The following is a 19,316-nucleotide window of genomic DNA, read 5'->3' as shown; positions in this document are numbered from 1 at the left end:
ACTTGAAGCTGTAGGCAACCATCAGGCGACGAGCTCCATCTGCTCGGGGCGGACCGTCCATGTGATCTCAGCCAAGGGGGACCTGTCCTTCCCGAGCGTGGGGGTGGTCGCGGTCATGATCTGGCCACCACAGCCACGACGCGCGTTGCTGCGCTGCAACGGACGATTGAGGACGGGGGCTCTACGCTGGCAGCTTCCGCATGGAGGACACGCTCAGCATGGCCAACAAGCACTTCAACCAGGCTCCCACGCACACGACGGCATCGATCCGCTTCGACGGTGAGGTCGTCCCGTGTGCGGTGCTTTCGCTCGCAGGATCCGCCGCCCACGTGCGCGTGTTCACCACCGGCCGCGTTCCCGATGAGATCGCCTTCGTTCAAGACGGCGCGGATCACCGCGCGCAGGTGGCGCTCCGTAAGCAAGGGCCGCTCGGCCTGGACCTGTGGCTCGATCTTCACGCGGCGCGGGACGCCATCGCGGCGTGACCTAGGTCGGCTCGCGATATCGCGGCGGCGACCAGCTACCGTCGCGCGGCACATTGTAGGAGAAGCGCCACGCATCACGCGGCCTCGCTGTTCGGGATGTCGCCGGGGAACGTCTCCTCGTCGCGCGCGTCGGCGTCGTCGAGCAACCGGTCGAGGTCGGGCCGGATCTCGCCGAGCGCCTCCACCTGGCGGGGCGTTAGCCGATCAGTCCACGCCGCATAGGCCTCGCGACCGAGGCGGGCCTTGTCGCGAGCGACGTTAGACAGCGTCGGCTTCGGGGCGCCGGTCGGTGCGGTCGGTTCCTTCCCCGGCGCCGGCCCGCGATCAACCGGCAGTGGCTTCACCGTGAACGGCTTGCGGCTCGCCCGGGTGACCGTGAGCGCCATCGTCACATCGCGGGCGATGTCCGACATGTGGCTGATGCGGATGCCGCCGACGGCCGCGCCGCCGAACTGCACCGCGTCGTCGCGGTAGAGCGTCATGCGGCGGCCGACGTAGGTCGCGCCGTCGTTGCCCCAGACCCGTACGAGGACGCGCCGCATCGACTTGCCGGGCTTGTACGGCTTGCCGCCATCGCCCTCGAAGTAGACCGCGATCGGCTGGTCGGGCTCCTTCATCGCCGAGACGCGCGTGACGGTGATCGTGCGCGGCCCGCCGATCAGGTCGTCGGCGTTGAGCTGGTCGCTCTTGGGGGCGATCGTCTGCGAGAGGTCCGTCACGCCACGATCTCCCGGTTGATGCGCTTGGTCGGGACGGCCTTCGACTTGGCGATGGCGTGGAGGTAGCGGTCGTGGGCCTCGCTCAGGCGCCGCTCGAAGTCGCCGGCGGCCTCCTCGATCGCGGCCTGGATCTTCTCGTCCGGGTAGGCGCGGATCACCGCCATCGGCAGGCCGCCGGAGTACGAGACGAGGTCGCACCAGTCGCGCTCGGCCACGAGGAGGCCGGTCTGGATCTGGATCAGGTAGTCCGCCGGGATCGACCCCTCGGCGACGTGCACGACGAAGGTCTCGATCTGGTACTTCTGGCGCCGGGACTTGCACTCGACGAGGCCGTCGGAGCCGACGATCGCGTCGGGCGAGTAGCCGAGCGTGAAGCCCCATTTGTCGTTGGTGATGAAGCCAACCGCTTCGGTCTCGGCGTAGTGCTTGGCGTAGATGGCCAGCGCCTCGAACTCGTCCTCCTGCCCGCGCAGCATGTCGTCGCCGACGTAGTGGGGCTCGACGTGCTTCGTGATGCGCTGGGCCAAGAGCTCGTAGAGGTGCGCACGCTCCTTCTCGTTCTTCGCCGCCTTGAAGGTCGGCGTGATGATCAGCTTCATCTCGCTCGCGGTGAGCATGCCGCACCGAGCCGCCAGCCACTCATCGGTGCCCTGGAAGAGGTCGGTGTGGATGCGGACCGAGGATGGTGCGCTGCCGGCGTTGGCGATCATTTCCATGGTGGTCACTCCGCTGCGTCGGGAAGGCGGCCGCGGTTCATCCGCTCGGCCTGCTGGCGGCTCTCGGCGAGGACAGCCGCGCCGTGGTGAGGGTCGAAGCCGTCGGCGATCGCCGGCTCGGGGACACGGCAGCGCGCGTTGAGGCCGGCGGCCATCTCCTCGGCGAGGAGCATGCGGACCTTCAGCGGCGGACCAGGCAGCGCCTGCCCGATCAGCTCGCCGTCGGCGTCAACGATCACCGGCTCGGAGGCGGACCGGACTGCGAACGGCGGGCGGAAATGGTGAGCGAGCCGGCTCATGGGCGCACCTCGGCAGCGTGAGAGATCAGGACATTGCCGCCGGCGATTGACCTGACCGGCTGGCTTTGGACCGGACTGATTGAGAGGATCAGCCAGGACCGAAGGAGTCGGACATGCGGCGAGGTCAAAAGACGAGCGCGGAGCAGGTGGTGCTGAAGCTGCGGCAGATCGAGGTGCAGACGGCCCAGGGCAAGAGTTTAGCGCTAGCGTGCAAGGAGGCGGAGATCTCCGAGCAGAGCTATTACCGCTGGCGCAAGGAGTACGGCGGTCTCCAAGTCGATCAGGCCAGGAAGATGAAGGACCTGGAGCGCGAGAACGCGCGGCTGCGGCGACTGGTAGCCGATCTATCCTTGGAGAAGCAGGTGTTGGCGGACGTCGCCGCGGGAAACTTGTAGCCCCCGAGCGACGCCGGCAGGCGGTCGATGGGATCCGGGAGAAGTACGGCCTCTCGGAACGTCACGCCTGCCGGATCGTCGGTCAGCACCGGGGCACGCAACGCTACGTGCCGACCGTGCTGGCCGACGAGGATGCGCTGACCCGCGCCATCATTGCCATGGCGTCCGAGTACGGGCGCTATGGCTACCGCCGCATCACCGCGCTGCTACAAGCGGACGGCTGGCAGGTGGGCAAGGATCGGGTTCAACGCATCTGGCGTCGCGAGGGGCTCAAGGTCCCACAGAAGCACCGACCGCGCAGCCGCCTGTGGCTGAACGATGGATCCAGCGTGCGGCTACGTCCGCTCCACCGCAATCACGTCTGGAGCTTCGACTTCGTCCAGGCGCGGACCCACGACGGACGCTCGCTCCGGGTCCTGACGCTGATCGACGAGCATAGCCGAGCTTGTCTGGCGCTGAAGGTGGCGCGACGCATCAACAGCGTCGGCGTGATCGAGACGCTGGCCGACGCCATGTGCCTGCACGGCATCCCGGAGCACATACGCTGCGATAATGGCCCTGAGATGATCTCCAAGGCGTTGCGCAAATGGGTCGCCAAAGCCGGAGCACAGATCCAGTACATTGCGCCGGGCTCGCCGTGGGAGAACGGGTACTGCGAGAGCTTCAATGGCAAGCTTCAGGATGAGTGCCTGAGACAAGAGATCTTCTACTCGCTGAAGGAGGCGCAGATCGTGATCGGTCTTTGGCAAACTACCTACAACCGCGTCCGGCCGCATTCGTCCCTGGGCTATCGGCCGCCCGCGCCTGTCAGCTTCCCGGATCTGGCCTTCCGGCTACCCATGGCAGCGGCCATGCAGTAGCCTCTCAATCGGCTCGGTCCAAAATACCGGTCAGGTCAAGGTCAGTGGCGACTGTTAGTTGCGGTAGGCTGGGCTTAGCTTTCGGTTTCCCGGGCTTGCTCCGCGGTGGCTTTTTCATATTGTGGTGATGTCCATCGGTTGAGTCGCATCTCCGAGGATGAACCGAGCCGGGCCGCTTCCACAAGCGCCCGGCTCGAACGTTTCGGCAGTACCCTTGACCCGACGGGCAATCCCGCCGAATAAGCCACCGTCCCGAGACGCGCGCGAGCAACCTGCCGCGCAGCCCGCAAGCCCCGCCCCCATGCGGGGCGCATGTCGGACCCCTGAAATGACCCAATCCTGGCCGCTCTCGCGGCAGCAGGTGCTCGATGCGTCGGGCCGCCCGCTGCTGGTGCCGCGCGCGTTCTTCTACGACGCCGGCACCACCAAGCCGCTGACCGTCTTCAGCGATGCCGCGCTGTCCGTGCCGCTGACGCAGCCGGTCGTCGCCGACGGCACCGGACGATTCCCGCGGGTGTACCTGCCGCAGGTGCTCTACCGCGAAGAGGTCCTGGGCCCCTACGGCGACCTGATCTGGAACGACGACGGGCTCGGCGAGGCCCCGGTGGTCGACACGACCGATCCGGTGGCGGACGTCGACCCCAACGCGCTCGCGCGGACCGGCGACGTGAAGTGGCGCCTCGACAATTCGATCCAGCCGGGCTGGGTGCGGATGAACCAGCGCACCGTCGGCGGCAGCGGCTCCGGCGCGACGGAGCTCGCCGACGCCTCGGCCCGGGCGCTCTTCATCTACCTGTGGTCGACCTTCGGGGATGGGATCGCCTCCGTCATCGGCGGGCGCGGCACGTCGGCCGCCGACGATTTCGCCGCCGGCAAGCAGATTGCCGTCCCGACGATGCAGGGCTTCGTGGCCGGCGGCCTGGACGACATGGGGTCGTCGCCCACGAACCGGCTCCAGGTGACGACCGACATCACCCTGACGGACGGATCGACGGCGGCACAGGTCGTGGACCCCGGGCGCCTTGCGCTGGGAATGTTCGTGACCGCGGTCGGGCTCTCGTCCGGCACGCGCGTCCTCGCGATCAACGGGACCAGCATCACGCTCTCGCAGGTTGCGGCCGCGGGCTCGACCGGCACCGTCTCCGCGCGGTTCTCGGCCTTCGGCGACGCGCAATCACCAGGCGCGACCGGCGGCGACATCGCCGAGGTGTTGGCCAACCCGAACCTTCCGGCCGCGCTGCCGAACGGGCATGTAACGGTGAACTACCCGCCATTCCAGACGCCAACCTTCGTTGATCTGGTCGGCGCGTCGCAGGGCGCCGGCGGCGTGGCAGTCAACGATCTCTGGCACAGCGTCAGAACGCCTACGGTTCAGCAGCCTTCGGCGGACTTCGACGTGTCAAACGCGAACCCGGGCGGCGGCGTGCCGATCTCGACGCTGCAGCCGACGCGCCTCGGCACCTACTACCTCAAGCTCTGAGCGCGCCATGCCATCGTTCATGAACACGCTCGGCGCGGTCTCGCGGCGGGGGCAGTGGCGGTTCCGGCATGTCTTCCGCAGCGCCGATCCGGCCGGGCGGCTCGACATCACCGATGCGGGGCTGATCGACTTCTTGGCCGCGTCCGACGTGGTGCTCACCGTGACGCCGCGCGCGCCGATGTGGCGCGAGTTGTGGTGCTGGTCGAGCATCGGGTGCTGCGCCAGCGATGCGCCGCCCGTCCTGTCGGCTTCTCTGTCCACCGGGACGCTCGTCGTCTCGAACCCCGGCCTCGTCGAGGCGCTCTTCCCGGCCGGCTCGCTGCTCGCGATCCCGCCCGGCCTCTACGACGTCCGCGTCTCGGTCACGATCGGGTTGGAGACGGCGGAGATCTTCGACGAGCCCATCGAATTCGCCTGACGCGCGCCTCGCGCACCGTTCTGCCCAACCCGCCCTCGCCGGCGGGTTTTTCTTTGCCCGGAGCCGCCATGCCCTCCTACCCGATCCGGCCATCCTTCCCGATCGACGTGCGCTCCACGCCGACGGTCGTGGTGACGCGCGAGGGCACGGCCTTCCGCTTCGACACCACCGGCGTCGGCGGCACCCCCGGACCCAGCCGCAGCCAGTTCTTCGGTGCGCTCGAGGCCCTGACGCCCGGAGCGACCGCGGTCCTGGCCGCCGCCGTGCCGTCCGATCCGGGCGACCCGATCAACCGGGCCTTCAACAGCACCGCCTTCGTCACCGCCGGATGCGCCCTTGCTGCCTTCGTCAAGGCGACGCTCGGCCTCTCCGACGCGCAGCTCGCGTCCGTCCTCGCCCAAGCCGCCGCGCTCCCGAACTGAGGCTCGCCCGATGCTCCGCAAGACCATTCTCGCGCTCGTCGCGTTCGCGACGCTGTGCGCGCATGCCGGCGCTCAGACCTACACGCTGCCCGAAATCGGCATGCAGAACTCCGGCCCGTGCCGGCAACTGTCGGTGCGGAGTTCGAACGCGCGCGCGATGGTGCCGATCGGCTGCCTGAACGCGACGACCAACATCTTCGACGCGGCGACCCAGCTGCCCGACTTCTCGATGGGGAACCTCGGCGTCCTGCCGGACACCGGGGTAGACGTCTCGCAGGCGATCGTCGCTGCGGTTGCGAAGCTGCCCTCGACGGGCGCCCGGCTGCGGCTGGCCTGCGGCGTCTACCTGCTGTCGTCGACCTCGGTCATCACGAACGCCTACCTGCACATCCAGGGCGGCGGCCAGAACTGCACGCGCCTGCGCACCACGGTCGGCTTCACGACCGGCGACGTGCTGAAGTTCACCGGCCTGAACTCGGGGATCTCGGACGTCGCCTTCGAGCACGTCGCGACCGACACCAACGCGGTCCGCACCTCCGGCTACACCGTCAACCTCGCCAACGGCTACGGCTACGTCCGCAACACCTCGATCCGGAACTGCTTCATCGGCGTGCGCATGGGCGCGCAGGCTGGCTGGAACTCCGTCGATCACCTGATGGTCCAGTATTGCGCGGACGGCGGCACCAACCCGGGTTCGGGCTGCGTGCTGGTCCAGAACGACGTGGTCGGTCCGGCGAACTGGATCAACCGCCTCATCTGCATGTCGAACTTCATCGACCCGGTGGCGTCGAACCGGCGCTATCCGACGTTCGCGATCAAGGGGGAGGACACGGGCGAGCTCGTCGTTACGGACTCGGACCTCATCAGCAATCGCACGAACCTGCTCCTGCAGCCATCGAACGCACCGTTCCTGTTCTCCGGCGGCACCGGCTATCGCGTCGGCGACGTGCTCACGGTCACCGGCGGCACGCTCGCGTCCGGCTTCAGTGCCATGCAGATCACCGTCACGGCGGTGAACGGCAGCGGCCTGATCACGGCTTGGACCGTCACGAACCCCGGCGGGTACACGGTGCTCCCAGCGCTGCCCGTCCAGGTCAACAGCGGTGGCGCGAGCTACACCCGGGGCGACACCCTAACGCTGGTCGGCGGAACGGTCGGCTCTGGCAGCGTGGCGTTGCAGCTGACCAACACCAGCGCGGCGAACGGACCAATCACGGCCGTCGCCCCTGCCGGGTGCTGCTCCTACACCGTCCAGTCGAACTACACGGCAGCGCCGCCGAACCCGACCTCCGTCACAGGCGGAACCGGGACCGGCGCCACGTTCGCTATCGGCAACACCACAGGTGGGACGGGCTCGGGAGCGGCCTTCGTGGTGCGCGGGCAGACCGTCCAGGCGACGCGGGTCAACTCGACCTACATGGATTCGGCACAGCGCGACAACGGATCGATCACGCCCGTCGGCTCCGGCTACGTCTTCGACACCGGGATCTACAATTCCTGGATCACCAATACGAATGCCAGCGACGGCACGCTCAACACGAACGGCTTCATCATCAACGGGTCGGGCGCCGCGAAGCTGACCGGCATCACCAGCCCCGTGATGAACACGCGGTGGTCCGGTGGCCTGATCGTCTCGACCACCGGCCAGGGCACCAGTCTGAACGGCAGCGGCTTCGTCTGCGCCGACGCCTCGCCGATCGATACCTCGGTGACGGGCGCGATGGTCTCGGGTTGGGCCGTCGGTATCGATCTGGGTCCCGGCTGCGGGCACTTCACGATCGGCGACAACGGGATCGGCGCCTACTCGCCGTTCAACGTCGCGACCTCGGCCCGCACCAACGGGATCGGCTTCCGTGCGCAGGGCGGCGCCGGCAACTTCATCGCCGCTCACGACAACCGCTTCTTCGGGAACACCGTGGCGGCAGTCGGCTTCAACGCCACCGGCCGCAACAACGTCGTCCACGACAACCCGGGCTACAACCCGGTCGGGCCGTCGAACGTCACGGTCGCGGCGTCGCCGATGCCTCTACCGGCCGGCCCGACGACGACGACGTACTTCGTCCAGGGCGGAGCGTCCGTCATCGTGCGGGACGAGACGAACAGCATCACGTTCGGCACGGGCGGCGGGCAGTTCACGGTTCCCGCGGGCGCGATCTACCAGCTGACCTACAGCACCGCGCCGACCGTCTCGAAGATGATCCATTGAGGCGCGCCATGATCCGAACCGCCCTCGCCGCGGCCGCGATGCTTGCGCTCGCTCTGCCTGCCTCGGCCGCCTCGACGAGCTGCATTCGCCCGGCCGCCAATCCGACCGGAGCGGGCGCCGCCGGCACGCCGGTCGCGCCCGGCGACAATCGCGTCACGCCGGGCCCGACGCAGGGACCGGACTGGCTGCAGCTCTGCGACGGGGCCACGAACATCGGCCCCTTCGAGGTCGTGGATGCCGACGGCAAGGTCGTCGCCACGATCAGCGGTCGCGCGGTCCAGGCCCTTCGGGACCAGGGCTCGCGCTAGACCGGCCCCGTCCCTGACGTGCCCCCCATCCTGGCCGCCCTGTGCGGCCTTTTTCTATTGCAGGGATGCCCGCACATGGCCCTCGACATCGACCGCGTGGCGTTCTTCGACGCCGTGCGCCGGCAGCCGTTCGCCGGCCACCTCACGGCCGACCAGGTCGCCGGCATGGAAGCGATCCTCGACGCCTGCCCGGCCGACCTCGGCGTCGAGAAGCCGGCCTATTGCCTCGCGACCACGTTCCACGAGACGGCGCGCACCATGCGCCCGATCGAGGAGTTCGGCCGCGGCAAGGGCAAGGCCTACGGCCCGACCGGTTTCTGGGGGCGGGGCTACGTCCAGCTGACCTGGGAGGCGAACTACGCCAAGGCGACGGCGCGGCTTCGCGCGCTCGGGATCCTGAAGGCGGGCGAGGACCTGGTGAAGACGCCGGCGCTCGCGATGCGCCCCGACGTGGCGGCGGCCATCCTGTTCTACGGGATGATCGAGGGGTGGTTCACCGGCAAGAAGCTCGGTGACTACTTCGGGCCCGGCCGGGCCGACGCCGTCGGCGCCCGGCGCATCATCAACGGCACCGACTGCGACAAGCTGATCGCCGGCTACCACGCGCAATTCCGCGTCGCCCTGATGTCGTCGGTGCGGATCCCGGAAGTCGCTCCGCCGCCGAAGGTGCCCGATCCCCTCGCGCCGATCACCGCCGCGAAGCCCGCCCCGACCACCATCAAGCCCGCCCTCACCGGCGGGCTTTCTTCTGCGCCCAGCCCCGCCCCGGGCTTCTGGTCGCGCGTGCACGCCCTGCTCTCTCGCCCGAAGGCTGCCTAACCATGAATATGCTCCAGCGCATCAACGCGCGCCTGGTGGGCGTTCGGCTCTACCTGCTCGCGATCCTGTTCTCCCTGCCGGACATCCTGAACGCCGTCGTGGGCTTCGACTGGTCGTCGGTCCTGCCGCCGGGATACGAGGGCTATGGCGCGCGGATCGGATCGGTGCTCGCGCTCGCCCGTCTCGCCCTGCCGCCCGTCCTGAAGAATATCCGCGACGCGGCGCGTCCGATGGGACCGCGCCCGGGTGACGGACCGGACGGGGGACCGCGCTGATGGGCTTCCTCGCGCTGATCGGCGGCGGCCTGCTCAAGTTCTTTGGCTCAGGCTTCGCCTCCGCCGTCCTCGCCTATCTCAGCAAGCGCCAGGACACCGCCGTTCTGACCAACGGCCAGAACGTCACCGCCGACACGGCGGTCGCGACCGGGCAGCTCTCCGCCTACATCGAGGAGCGCAAGGTGATCGCCGCCGAGCGCGCGGCGCAACGCCTCTCGCTCTGGTCGGCCTGGATGATCCCGACGGCGTTCGGGCTCTGCATGCTCCACTTCGGCGCGATCGTCCTCGACTCGACCTTCCTGTTCAACTGGCAGGTGGCGAAGCTCCCGGCGCCCTACGACGCGATGGAGCAGATGATCGTCGCGTCGGTGATCGGCGTCGCCGGCGTCCAGGCCACCGTCGGGCGCATCTTCTCGAAGCGGTAGCGCTTCACCCTCCCCCGCAGGAGGGGGAGGGATCATCCGGGGGCACCGATGTCCGACGAGAAACCGCGGCGCACCCGCCGGCCTGCCGTATCGCGACCCGGGCTCGACCTGATCGGACAAGGCGTCGCCTCTCGCGTGCCGACGCCCATCCCTCCCGGCCTCGGGGAAGGCCTTCTCGAACACGCCCAAGCGCCGAGGAGCGCGCCTGCCATGACCGTCGTCCGTGAAGGTGGCGTCGATGCCAACCCCGAGATGCGGATCCTGATCGCGCTGGCGCGCATCGAGGAGCGCCAGAACTCGATGCTCGATGCCAACAAGGCCGCGCAGTCGGCGGCCGAGGCGCGGCACACCAACGTCATCCAGGCGATCGCCACGTTCGTCCCGTGGTCGGAGATCGACAAGGACAACCGGGCGATCCACGAGCGGATCGACGGCGTCGAGAAGCGCCTGGACACGATGGACAAGCGGGTGTGGGGCGCCGTCACGGCGGCAGTCGGCGCCTTCGGGTCCGTGATCCTGACGAAGGTCGGGCTGCTGCACTGACCTCGCGTTGACATCCGTCAACACCCTCGTGCGCCCTGGCTTCGGCTGGGGCGCCTTTTCTACGTTCACCGCCGGCCACCTCTGGATGGCGGCTTTGTGTGGCGCGATCGTCATGCTGGTGGTGGTGATCCTGAAGCATCTAGCCGCGCGGCGCGACCCGGCACCCGATGCGGTAAATTCGACGCCACATCTTCAGAAACGGATCTAGCCAATTCGATCTGAATCATTATACAGTAAACGGACTTATAAGGGCTTGGTCTGACTTGGAGAAGCGCTACGAATGCCTGACGAACAGATCTTGCCGAATCTAAACGAACGACATGTCTTTACGATGCCTGACCGTATTGTTGCGTCGGCATGGCTGGGGCATATCCCCTTTTCCAAATGGTTAGTCGGTATTCATCAACCGTCTATCACAGTCGAGTTGGGCGTCCACAATGGTGCATCTCTCTGTGCCATGGCCGAGGCGGCGAACGATGTTGGGCATGCTGGGGCATTTTTCGGCGTCGATCACTGGATCGGCGATGCACATGCCGGCTCTCATACCATAGACACCTACTGGAACCTCAAAGCATACGTGGCAGCACGGCCACTCGACGCCCTAAATCTCATGCGCATGAGCTTCGATGACGCATTGCCGCATTTTGATGATGGCAGCGTTGATCTGCTGCATATTGACGGCCTTCACACCTATGAGGCCGTGAGGCACGATTTAGAAACCTGGCTGCTAAAGTTAAGCCGTAGAGGAATCGTGCTATTCCATGATATTCGGGTGCTTGATAATAACTTTGGCGTCTGGCAACTTTGGAACGAAGTTTCTCAAAGATATCCATCGTTCGACTTCGACCACTCCTACGGATTAGGCGTAATCTATGTCGGCTCCGATCCAATGCTGCCCTGGATGGATCAATTGTTCGGAGGCCGTATCGAACCACATGGACAGTTGATCCGTGATTACTTCGCTCGCCTTGGCGGGGCAATCGTTAGAGAACAAGAATACCTCGCCCGCGGGGCAGAACTTTTGGACCTCAGACAGCAGTTAGATGCATCTCGCGCTCAAGCACACGACTTTCACTTGAGCAACCTCGCCAACAACCAAGCCATTGCAGCGATCGAGTCGTTCGTCAGCTCGAGCGAGGGCAAGATCCAGTCGCTTCGGAGGGACAACGAGACCCTGCGATCCGCACTTGCCGGCGCACAAGTGGACCAGGCAGACCTGAACGTTATCAAGGCCGAGCTTGCTGCCGTGAACGCCGCATCTCTGAATTACAAGGAAGAACTAAATGCTGTTCGAGCGGATCGCGATGCCGCTCACGCAGATCGCGATGCCGCTTGCGCGGATCGCAATGCGATCATCGCTGAGCGTAACTCAATTTTATTGGAGAGCGACACGTCTATTCTGAGACGCCAGGAACTTGAAGCTGAATTGAAGACTGCATGGTCGGACATAGAGAGAGAGAGAGAGAGCTATACGGCACTGCTGCAATGGAGCGTTTCTTTCCACGATTCAACGGCAGCATCATTAAGTTGGAAGCTGACGCGGCCGCTCCGTTTGTTGAAGATCGGGCGCCCTAAGCGCCCTGGACCGCCTCCAGATGGACTCTAGCGATTAGATCGGCGCTTGGATTGCGAAACGTTAATGCTTGCCGGCTCGCTGACGCAGATTCTGAGGATGATCCAGCCAACGGCAACCTTCGTATGTCATTGGCCCAAGCCGGCGTATGAGCATCGTACCGACATTCACATCGGCCGAGCGACTTCCTCCAGATCCCTTCAGCTCACCCGGCACCCGCCGCGGCGGGCGTTACGTGTGCTTCAACCTTCAGTGCCGATCCTTCAACATAGGTCGACAGCCCTACGGCACATTTCGTGCGAGCCGGGCAATCGGAGCTCCCCTGCTCCGTTTTATTCCAGACTATGCCCGGCCGCCATTATGGCGCGCCGGGCTTTTTCGTGCGCTGTCGTTTCGTTAGCATGTGGATCGCGTAGGCGTGTCGCGCGAGGCACTTCCGCCCCACGCTCATTCCTACCCGAGCCAAACTCAGCCCGCCCGGCATACGCCGCGGCGAGCTTTTCGCGTTCCGGCGCTTCAGTACCGTCACTCGCTATGCGAGTTCCTGTGGCCTACCCACTCGGCGGCGATCTTCCGAGCAATCTTCATCTCGCGCCCGTCCGCCGATTTTGATGCTACGATGTAAACGAAATCTGGCCCCTCGGCCTCAGCGCATTTATCATCCTCTTCCCAGAGCCGCGCCAATACTGCTTTGTCTTCATCACGTTGCGGATCAAAGTTATGAATGATGTTTTCTAGAACCAAATTTGCGATATTTCCAGCATAAGAGTACACTTTCGTTTCAGGTGAAATACTCATGAGCAATGGAAGTATTTCATTTGATCTCACCGACTCGGTGGGATCATTTGCGATCCACCACTCGGCGGGGTAGGTCTGCTGCCGAACCTTAACCGAGTTGTCGCGGTAGTCGCGTCGTAAATGGTCCGGGATCGTTGCAAGGAAGTCTGTCACGATCTTGATGCGCTGCTCAGACCACTGAAAACGTTTCGGTCCAACGAACTCATTAGCGACGAAGTATCCACCGGGCTTTAGCGCCGTAAAGATTTGCGCGAACACCCATTCGAGATCATGAATGTGGTGCAGCGACATGTTCATGTGCACCACGTCAGCCGAGTTGGGTTCAAACTCGGGGAGGTCCATTGCCGAAATGGCGAACTTCGCGCGATCCGCGACACCTGCACCGAGGGCAAGCTCATTGGCGACCTGTATTGCCCCAGAGGAAGGATCCATACCGAGTATCTCGTCGACAGAGCCGTGCTGCAGGAGGGCGATCTCGGCATGACCAGGACCGCATCCGAGGCTAAGCCATTTACCGCCGGTCGGGACGCCTAGGGCGCGGAACACCTCCGGAGCCCACCAGCTCTCCGGTACGTGGCCGAATACCTTGGGCCACACTCTGTCTTGTAGAAGCCAGAGAACGTCGAGCCAGCCATGCGGCGGTAGGCTCAGGTTCTCGCGCGCGCGCGCGCCCCAGACGTCAGACGGGTCGATCGGGTCCGCGGCAAGAGTGGTCGAGGCTTCCTGCTGCTCCATGTATCTTGTGTGTCCGACTCGCCCTTGAGCCAAACCGTAGTTAAGGTAGTGCAGCAAAGGATTGCCGCCTGACTCCCGCACATCCGGATTAGCGGCGAGGTATCCCGCAACATTGAAGCCTGGGCTTGGATCACGCCCCTCTCTCCATCCCAGATCCATAAAGTGCTGAAGAGGGTCGACACCTGCCTCTCGGATGTCCGGATACCGGTCGAGATAATAGACCTGATCGAAGCCGGGGAACTGTTCTTTAGTAAGCCATTCGATCGGCCAAGTCTGGTTTGAGTCCAGTCGCATCTCAAGCCCCTCGTTTACCGATTATTGATCTGCGATTTTGGATTTGAATGCAAGGCCGAGGCCTTGGGCCCGCGCTGCCGTACGCGCTACATCAGCCGTCTTCGTGATGAGCGCCCCGCGAGACATCTCAGCCCGCCCGGCACCAGCTGCGGCGGGCTTTTTCGTGTGCGCAGCTTACCGCGCGGCCTGCCACGCCGGCGCGTTCACAGGCCGCCCAGGCCGGTCCCGCCGGTAGGTCTGATTCCCGTACCGGATCAAGGTGTCGCCGATCGCCTCGACACGGCGGGCGTTGATCATCAGGCCGCCGCAGTAATCGACCCGGACCACGCCAACGGTCGGGTGCACGCCGAATAGGTCCGTAGCCATCCAGCAAAGGGCGATGGCGTCTTCACCGAACCGGTCGAGGAAGTCGATCGCTGCCTCGCGCATCTCCTGCCATCGCTGCGCCGAGAAGCCGGGACAGGGGGGCACCGTGGGCTTCATGGCCTCGAGCGTGTCGCGCCAAGCCTGGACGTCGGCGAGCGTGGGTCGGATCGGTGCGGGTGATGCCATGGGTCTCGCCGGATGTGGGCCGGCGGGGATAGGGGCCCGGGCGGGGTGGCGCAACGCGGCTGTCGGCCGCCGACCTAGCCCGGGCCGAGCACCTTCAGCAGCTCGTGCCCGCTGTCGGTCAGGAACCACGCCCGCTCGTCTCGCCGGCGTCCGGGGTACTGCGCCGGCCGGACACCGATGTAGCCGAGCACGACCAGCGCGCGCATCGATTTTGGGTGCGCGGAGAGGCGCAGGCCGAGGGGGTTCATCGCGGCGGCGCGCAGAGCTTCGAGAGCACGCCCGCGGACGGCTGGGTCATTCGCCACGCTCGACCCGGTCAGTCAGCGCCCGCGCGGCGATCTGGGCGACCGCGACGCTTTCCTCGTGCGCAGGCGCTTGGTGTTCATCCGACGCTCGGGCTCGGCGCACACGTAGACGTAGAAGATCACCCGCCCGGCCCGGTCGACGACCTGGATCGATTCCTCGGTGGCCTTGATGCGCAACGGTAGGGCGAACCGGAGCGTCTCGCTCAATGCCCGGTGCTCTCGTTCTTCTGCCGAGCGAGGAGGGTCAGCAGGTCGACGAGGTCGTCAGCCACTTCCATGTCGAGGCCGGTCTGAGGCACGCCGTTGACGCGAGCCGGCTCGCCGGTCGCGATATCGTAGACCGTCCAGACCTCGTCGTCCTTCCGCATGTCGAAGAGCTGAGCCGGCGTGTTGCTGTTCGCGGGATCGCTCACGACGCCACCGGCCGCGCCAGCAGGATCGCGGTGCGCACGGCCTTGGCCTTCTGCGCAGGGCTCGCGTGATCATCCGAGACGACGAGGGTCGCGAAGTTGCTCGCCTTGACCGCCGCGTCGATGTCGATTCGGTAGCCCTCTGCGATTGGGAATGGGCCCATGTCCGGCGCCGCAAGGTACGCGTCGACAGCGACGTTCACCTCGTCGTCTGTGACAGCCTTAATTTTGAAAAGTTCGCCGGTCGTGGGGTCTGCCATGGGGCGATCCTGGCGGCCGCTGAGTGCAAGCGCAACGGGCGTAACGAAGCGTTGGGAAGGAATATCCGATTTCCCGGTCTGCTTACCATGTGCTTACCGATCATCATTTCCGGTAAGCAAGCAGAGGGCTAAGTGTTGGTGCCGCTTGAGGGATTCGAACCCCCGACCCCCTCATTACGAATGAGGTGCTCTACCAGCTGAGCTAAAGCGGCATCCGTCCGCGGTCGCAGGGTGCGATCGCCGAGGCCACGGTGCATAGCCGTCCGGTCTGCCGTTGGCAAGGCGGCACCGTTCGCGGAGCCGGCTGCGATGCAGGCGGGACACGGCGGCGCGGGGAAGGGTCGGGGGCGGGCTTCGCGTCCTTGACGGGGGCGGATCCGGCGGGAAGGGTCCCACCGCACCGGGCGCGCCGGTCGCGGGAACATCGCCATGTCGCTGATCGCACGCCTGCGGGCCTATGCCGCTGAGGCCCTCGGGGTCGCCGCGCACGAGACGCCGGGCGACGACACCCACCTGGCCGCCACCGCGCTCCTCGTCCACGTGGCCCGGGCCGACGGCATCCTCGCGCCGGCGGAATCGGAGCGCCTCGCCCGGCTGGTGCGCGGGCGCTACGCCGAGAGCGCCGAGGCCGCCGACGCCTTGATCGCCCGGGCCGCCGCCTTCGATTCCGAGACCCGCGACGTGGCGAGCCTCGTCGAGATGCTGCCGCACGAGGCCGATGCCGGCGAGCGCGGGCGCATCCTGGGGATGGCGTGGTCGGTCGCCGCCGCCGACGGCCACGTCGACGAGTTCGAGGAGGCGCTGGTCTGGCGGCTCGGCAAGCTCCTCGGCTTCGACGAGGGCGGGATCGCGCGGGCGCGCGGCGAGAGCATCCCCGGCATCGCCGCCGATCCGGCCTGAGCGGCGGCGATCGATGATCGCGAGCCTGACCCTGATCCTGCTGGCGCAGCTCCTCGGCGAGGTGCTTGCCCGCAGCGCCGGGCTGCCCCTCCCCGGCCCGGTCCTCGGCATGGCCCTGATGCTGGGCTTCCTGGTGCTGCGCGACCGGCGCGCGCTGCACCTGGCACGGGTCCTGCCGAAGCCGCTGACCGACGGGACGCTGGAGAACACGGCCCGCGGGCTGCTCGCGAACCTGTCGCTGATGTTCGTTCCGGCCGGCGCCGGAATCGTCGGGCGCCTCGACGTGGTGCAGGCACAGGGGCTTCGCCTCGCGATCGTGGTCGTGGTCTCGACCGCGGCGGCGCTCGTCGCCACGGTTCTGGTGTTCCTCTGGGTCGCGCGGCTGACGGCGCGGGTCGGGGGCGACCGGTGAGCGGCGAGTTCGCGGTCTGGGTCTACCTCGCGCGCACGCCGCTGCTGTGGCTGACGGTGACGCTGGCCGCCTACCTCGTGGCGGACCGGATCTCGGCCGCGAGCGGGCGCCACCCGGTGGCGAACCCGGTGCTCATCGCCATCGCGATCACCGGCACGGTGCTGACCCTGACCGGCACGCCCTACGCCACCTACTTCGACGGCGCGCAGTTCGTCCACTTCCTGCTCGGGCCGGCGACGGTGGTGCTGGCGATGCCGCTCTACGAGCACCGCGCCACGGTGATGCGGGCGCTCCTGCCCATGCTCGCCGCCCTCGTCGCCGGCTGCACGGTGGCGCTCGGCAGCGCGATCGTGCTGGCGCGCCTCCTCGGCATCCCGGAGCCCGTCATCGTCTCGCTCAGCCCGAAATCGGTCACGTCGGGGGTGGCGATGGGCATCTCAGAAGCGCTCGGCGGCGACCCGACGCTGACGGCGGTGCTGGTGATGCTGACCGGCATCACCGGCGCGATCCTGGTGACGCCGCTGATGCAGGCCTTGGGTATCCGCGACATGCGCGCCCGCGGTTTCGCGGTCGGGCTCGCCGCCCACGGCGTCGGCACCGCGCGGGCGTTCCAGGTGAGCGAGGTCGCCGGCACCTTCGCCGGCATCGCCATGGGGTTGAACGCCTTCCTCACCGCGATCTTCGTGCCGCTGGCGCTGCGGATCCTGTCCTGAGAGCGCGCCGTCACGCGCCGAGGCGGTCGGCCACCGCCTCGGCCAGGGACAGGCTGGCGGTCAGGCCCGGGCTCTCGATTCCGAACAGGTGAACGAGGCCCGGCAGGCCGTGCTCGGCCGGCCCGTCGATCACGAAGTCGGCGGCCGGCTCGCCCGGGCCGGTGAGCTTCGGGCGGATGCCGGCGTAATCGGGGACCAGCGCGCCGTCGGGCAGGCCGGGCCAGTAGCGCCGGATCGCCGCGTAGAAGGCGTCGCCGCGCGCCGGATCGACCCGGTAGTCGACCGCCTCGATCCACTCGACGTCGGGGCCGAAGCGCATCCGCCCGGCGAGATCGAGGGTGAGATGGGTGCCGAGGCCGCCCTCGACCGGTGCCGGATAGATCAGCCGGGAGAACGCGGGCTTTCCCGTGAAGCCGAAGTAGTTGCCGCGCGCCAGCACGCGGCGCGGCACCCGCTCGGCCGGGTAGCCCCCGGTCTGCGCGGCCAGGGCCTGTGCGTCGAGGCTCGCCGCGTTGACCACCGCGTCGCACGGATAGTCGCCGGGGCTCGCACCGCCGAACGCCGCCGCCCAGCGTCCGTCGCGGCGCCCCAGGCCGGTGACGGGGGTGTGCAGGGCGATCGCGCCGCCGCGATCCTCGAGATCGCCCTGCAGCGCCAGCATCAGGCCGTGGCTGTCGACGATTCCCGTCCGCGGCGACAGAAGCGCTGCGGTGCAGGCGAGGTTCGGCTCCAGGCGTCGGGCCTGGGCGGCGTCGAGCAGATCGAGTCCTTCGACGCCGTTGGCGACGCCGCGATCCCGGATCGCGGCGATCGTCTCCGCTTCGGCCTCCGTCGTGGCGACGATGAGCTTGCCGCAGGCGCGGTGGGCGATGCCGTGGCTTTCGCAGAGCGCGTAGAGCCGGCGCGCGCCGTCAACGCAGTGCTTCGCCCGCAGGGAGCCCGCCGGATAGTACATCCCGCCGTGGATCACCTCGGAGTTGCGCGCGGACACGCCGGTGCCGATCGCCTCCGCCGCCTCCGCGACGACGACCTCGTGCCCCCGCAGCGCCAGGGCGCGCGCAGTCGCGAGGCCGACGACGCCCGCACCGACGACCAGGACTTCCATGATGCGATCCTCCGCCGCCCGTTCTCGGCGAGGTCGCCGGACCGGTAAAGGCCCGGTGCCTCGTCGAGGGCGTCGCACCGGGCGGCAGCACGAGATATACAACTAGAAAGTGTATAGCGATTCGCGCGAGTGGCGGACGATTTAGGGTTCACCTAAGGGTTTGTCGCCGTGAGCGAAATTGGCGACCCGAGCGCGCTGCGTGCGTGCATTTGCAACCCGCTTGAGCGCGTTAATCAATTCTAAGTAGATTTAACGCACTGAATGGGTCGCGCATAAGTTGTGTTTTGAGCGCGCAGGCGCATAATCGTTCGGCAGCGGCTCCTCCCGCCGCGTCCCTCTAGAGCGATCGACCGCTGAAGCATCCTGGTTTCGACGACTTCGCGCCCCGGCGCACCCACCAGATTGAATTCGGAAGGACACGACCGTGCAGACCACCTCAGACCCCATCGATCTCGCCGCGAAGATCCTCGCCGCCTACGTCGCCCGAAACTCGGTGCCGGCCGCCGGCTTGCCGGACCTCATCCGGACGGTGCACGGCTCGATCACCGGCCTGCAGACGCCGCCGAAGCCGGTGCTCGCCCGGCCGACCGACGCCCAGATCCGCGCCTCGATCCGCCAGGATTCGATCATCAGCTTCGAGGACGGCAAGCCCTACAAGGCGTTGCGCCGGCACCTGACGCTCCGCGGCCTGTCGCCGGAGGCCTACCGCAGCAAGTGGGGCCTCCCGATCGACTACCCCCTGGTCTCGGCGAGCTACAGCGCCCGCCGCTCGGTGATCTCCCGGACCATCGGCCAGAACCAGCGCCTGCGGCTGCAGCAGGCGGCGGAGTGATCCGCTGAACCTCGACCGCCCTCGCGTCCGACGTCGGCGCCGAGGGCGCATGGATGG

Annotated in this window: 26 protein-coding genes, 1 tRNA gene and 1 pseudogene; 17 read left to right on the top strand and 11 right to left on the bottom strand. The window is 66.9% G+C overall.

Annotated elements, in window-relative coordinates:
• Positions 1-218 precede the first annotated feature (218 nt).
• Positions 219-485: a hypothetical protein gene (locus ACFZ8E_RS07350; protein WP_405042461.1), complete on the top strand. Its 267-nt coding sequence runs from the start codon at positions 219-221 to the stop codon at positions 483-485.
• Positions 486-559: 74 nt separating this feature from the next.
• On the opposite strand, the gene ACFZ8E_RS07345 is transcribed toward ACFZ8E_RS07350, so the two are convergent.
• From ACFZ8E_RS07345 to ACFZ8E_RS07335, 3 genes are read right to left on the bottom strand one after another with little or no spacing between them, the layout of a single operon-like run.
• Complete coding sequence (locus ACFZ8E_RS07345; protein WP_405042460.1) at positions 560-1,204, bottom strand: hypothetical protein; 645 nt, start codon at positions 1,202-1,204, stop codon at positions 560-562.
• Complete coding sequence (locus tag ACFZ8E_RS07340; protein WP_405042459.1) at positions 1,201-1,920, bottom strand: YqaJ viral recombinase family protein; 720 nt, start codon at positions 1,918-1,920, stop codon at positions 1,201-1,203. The genes ACFZ8E_RS07345 and ACFZ8E_RS07340 overlap by 4 nt, the downstream gene beginning before the upstream one ends.
• Positions 1,921-1,925: 5 nt before the next feature.
• Positions 1,926-2,219, bottom strand: coding sequence for a hypothetical protein (locus ACFZ8E_RS07335; RefSeq protein ID WP_405042458.1), 294 nt, complete (start codon positions 2,217-2,219; stop codon positions 1,926-1,928).
• Positions 2,220-2,332: 113 nt separating this feature from the next.
• Between ACFZ8E_RS07335 and ACFZ8E_RS07330 the strand changes: the two are divergent.
• The 12 genes and pseudogenes from ACFZ8E_RS07330 to ACFZ8E_RS07275 all read left to right on the top strand — a co-directional run bounded on the left by ACFZ8E_RS07330 (position 2,333) and on the right by ACFZ8E_RS07275 (position 11,976).
• A pseudogene (locus tag ACFZ8E_RS07330) lies at positions 2,333-3,474 on the top strand (IS3 family transposase).
• Between the two features lie 328 nt (positions 3,475-3,802).
• The gene (locus ACFZ8E_RS07325) at positions 3,803-4,954 is read left to right on the top strand and encodes a hypothetical protein (protein ID WP_405042457.1); all 1,152 of its coding nucleotides are present in this window, start codon (positions 3,803-3,805) and stop codon (positions 4,952-4,954) included.
• A gap of 7 nt (positions 4,955-4,961) precedes the next feature.
• Positions 4,962-5,372: a hypothetical protein gene (locus ACFZ8E_RS07320; RefSeq protein ID WP_405042456.1), complete on the top strand. Its 411-nt coding sequence runs from the start codon at positions 4,962-4,964 to the stop codon at positions 5,370-5,372.
• Between the two features lie 68 nt (positions 5,373-5,440).
• A complete protein-coding gene (locus ACFZ8E_RS07315; RefSeq protein ID WP_405042455.1) occupies positions 5,441-5,794 on the top strand; it encodes a hypothetical protein in 354 nt (117 codons plus the stop codon).
• A gap of 10 nt (positions 5,795-5,804) precedes the next feature.
• Positions 5,805-8,000 carry a hypothetical protein gene (locus ACFZ8E_RS07310; protein ID WP_405042454.1) on the top strand — a complete coding sequence of 732 codons (2,196 nt, stop codon included), beginning with the start codon at positions 5,805-5,807 and terminating at the stop codon, positions 7,998-8,000.
• A gap of 8 nt (positions 8,001-8,008) precedes the next feature.
• Positions 8,009-8,308 (top strand): hypothetical protein, encoded by a 300-nt coding sequence (locus ACFZ8E_RS07305; protein WP_405042453.1) that lies wholly within the window; start codon positions 8,009-8,011, stop codon positions 8,306-8,308.
• A 75-nt stretch (positions 8,309-8,383) separates the two neighbouring features.
• Complete coding sequence (locus ACFZ8E_RS07300; RefSeq protein WP_405042452.1) at positions 8,384-9,127, top strand: hypothetical protein; 744 nt, start codon at positions 8,384-8,386, stop codon at positions 9,125-9,127.
• 2 nt (positions 9,128-9,129) lie between these two features.
• Positions 9,130-9,402 carry a hypothetical protein gene (locus tag ACFZ8E_RS07295; protein ID WP_405042451.1) on the top strand — a complete coding sequence of 91 codons (273 nt, stop codon included), beginning with the start codon at positions 9,130-9,132 and terminating at the stop codon, positions 9,400-9,402.
• Complete coding sequence (locus ACFZ8E_RS07290; protein ID WP_405042450.1) at positions 9,402-9,827, top strand: hypothetical protein; 426 nt, start codon at positions 9,402-9,404, stop codon at positions 9,825-9,827. Before ACFZ8E_RS07295 ends, ACFZ8E_RS07290 begins: the two co-directional genes overlap by 1 nt.
• A 210-nt stretch (positions 9,828-10,037) precedes the next feature.
• Positions 10,038-10,370 carry a hypothetical protein gene (locus tag ACFZ8E_RS07285; RefSeq protein ID WP_405042449.1) on the top strand — a complete coding sequence of 111 codons (333 nt, stop codon included), beginning with the start codon at positions 10,038-10,040 and terminating at the stop codon, positions 10,368-10,370.
• A gap of 7 nt (positions 10,371-10,377) precedes the next feature.
• A complete protein-coding gene (locus ACFZ8E_RS07280; RefSeq protein ID WP_405042448.1) occupies positions 10,378-10,578 on the top strand; it encodes a hypothetical protein in 201 nt (66 codons plus the stop codon).
• Positions 10,579-10,650: 72 nt separating this feature from the next.
• Positions 10,651-11,976: a class I SAM-dependent methyltransferase gene (locus ACFZ8E_RS07275; protein ID WP_405042447.1), complete on the top strand. Its 1,326-nt coding sequence runs from the start codon at positions 10,651-10,653 to the stop codon at positions 11,974-11,976.
• A 492-nt stretch (positions 11,977-12,468) separates the two neighbouring features.
• Here ACFZ8E_RS07275 and ACFZ8E_RS07270 read toward each other — a convergent pair whose 3' ends face one another.
• The 7 genes from ACFZ8E_RS07270 to ACFZ8E_RS07240 form a co-directional block, all read right to left on the bottom strand.
• Positions 12,469-13,770, bottom strand: a complete 1,302-nt coding sequence (locus ACFZ8E_RS07270) for a class I SAM-dependent methyltransferase (RefSeq protein ID WP_405042446.1) — start codon at positions 13,768-13,770, stop codon at positions 12,469-12,471.
• Positions 13,771-13,944: 174 nt separating this feature from the next.
• Positions 13,945-14,253: a hypothetical protein gene (locus tag ACFZ8E_RS07265; protein WP_405042445.1), complete on the bottom strand. Its 309-nt coding sequence runs from the start codon at positions 14,251-14,253 to the stop codon at positions 13,945-13,947.
• 143 nt (positions 14,254-14,396) lie between these two features.
• On the bottom strand, positions 14,397-14,627 hold the full coding sequence (locus ACFZ8E_RS07260; RefSeq protein ID WP_405042444.1) for a hypothetical protein: 231 nt from the start codon (positions 14,625-14,627) through the stop codon (positions 14,397-14,399).
• Between the two features lie 15 nt (positions 14,628-14,642).
• A complete protein-coding gene (locus tag ACFZ8E_RS07255) occupies positions 14,643-14,834 on the bottom strand; it encodes a hypothetical protein (protein ID WP_405042443.1) in 192 nt (63 codons plus the stop codon).
• Positions 14,831-15,040, bottom strand: coding sequence for a hypothetical protein (locus ACFZ8E_RS07250; RefSeq protein ID WP_405042442.1), 210 nt, complete (start codon positions 15,038-15,040; stop codon positions 14,831-14,833). Before ACFZ8E_RS07250 ends, ACFZ8E_RS07255 begins: the two co-directional genes overlap by 4 nt.
• Positions 15,037-15,297, bottom strand: a complete 261-nt coding sequence (locus ACFZ8E_RS07245; protein WP_405042441.1) for a hypothetical protein — start codon at positions 15,295-15,297, stop codon at positions 15,037-15,039. Before ACFZ8E_RS07245 ends, ACFZ8E_RS07250 begins: the two co-directional genes overlap by 4 nt.
• Before the next feature lie 136 nt (positions 15,298-15,433).
• Positions 15,434-15,509 (bottom strand) — tRNA-Thr (locus tag ACFZ8E_RS07240).
• A gap of 217 nt (positions 15,510-15,726) precedes the next feature.
• On the opposite strand from ACFZ8E_RS07240, the gene ACFZ8E_RS07235 reads away from it, so the two are divergent.
• The 3 genes from ACFZ8E_RS07235 to ACFZ8E_RS07225 are packed head-to-tail and all read left to right on the top strand — an operon-like array spanning position 15,727 to position 17,322.
• A complete protein-coding gene (locus ACFZ8E_RS07235; protein WP_405042440.1) occupies positions 15,727-16,197 on the top strand; it encodes a TerB family tellurite resistance protein in 471 nt (156 codons plus the stop codon).
• A 13-nt stretch (positions 16,198-16,210) separates the two neighbouring features.
• Positions 16,211-16,609, top strand: a complete 399-nt coding sequence (locus ACFZ8E_RS07230; protein WP_243949679.1) for a CidA/LrgA family protein — start codon at positions 16,211-16,213, stop codon at positions 16,607-16,609.
• On the top strand, positions 16,606-17,322 hold the full coding sequence (locus ACFZ8E_RS07225) for an LrgB family protein (protein ID WP_147725671.1): 717 nt from the start codon (positions 16,606-16,608) through the stop codon (positions 17,320-17,322). Before ACFZ8E_RS07230 ends, ACFZ8E_RS07225 begins: the two co-directional genes overlap by 4 nt.
• A 10-nt stretch (positions 17,323-17,332) precedes the next feature.
• On the opposite strand, the gene ACFZ8E_RS07220 is transcribed toward ACFZ8E_RS07225, so the two are convergent.
• Positions 17,333-18,427: an NAD(P)/FAD-dependent oxidoreductase gene (locus tag ACFZ8E_RS07220; RefSeq protein WP_405042439.1), complete on the bottom strand. Its 1,095-nt coding sequence runs from the start codon at positions 18,425-18,427 to the stop codon at positions 17,333-17,335.
• A 424-nt stretch (positions 18,428-18,851) separates the two neighbouring features.
• Here ACFZ8E_RS07220 and ACFZ8E_RS07215 point away from each other — a divergent pair, with 424 nt between their 5' ends.
• A complete protein-coding gene (locus tag ACFZ8E_RS07215) occupies positions 18,852-19,259 on the top strand; it encodes a MucR family transcriptional regulator (RefSeq protein WP_147725669.1) in 408 nt (135 codons plus the stop codon).
• The last annotated feature ends 57 nt before the right edge of the window (positions 19,260-19,316 follow it).

This window comes from Methylobacterium sp. HMF5984, assembly GCF_045033435.1.
Taxonomy (GTDB): domain Bacteria; phylum Pseudomonadota; class Alphaproteobacteria; order Rhizobiales; family Beijerinckiaceae; genus Methylobacterium.
This window is presented reverse-complemented; position numbering and strand designations above follow the sequence as displayed.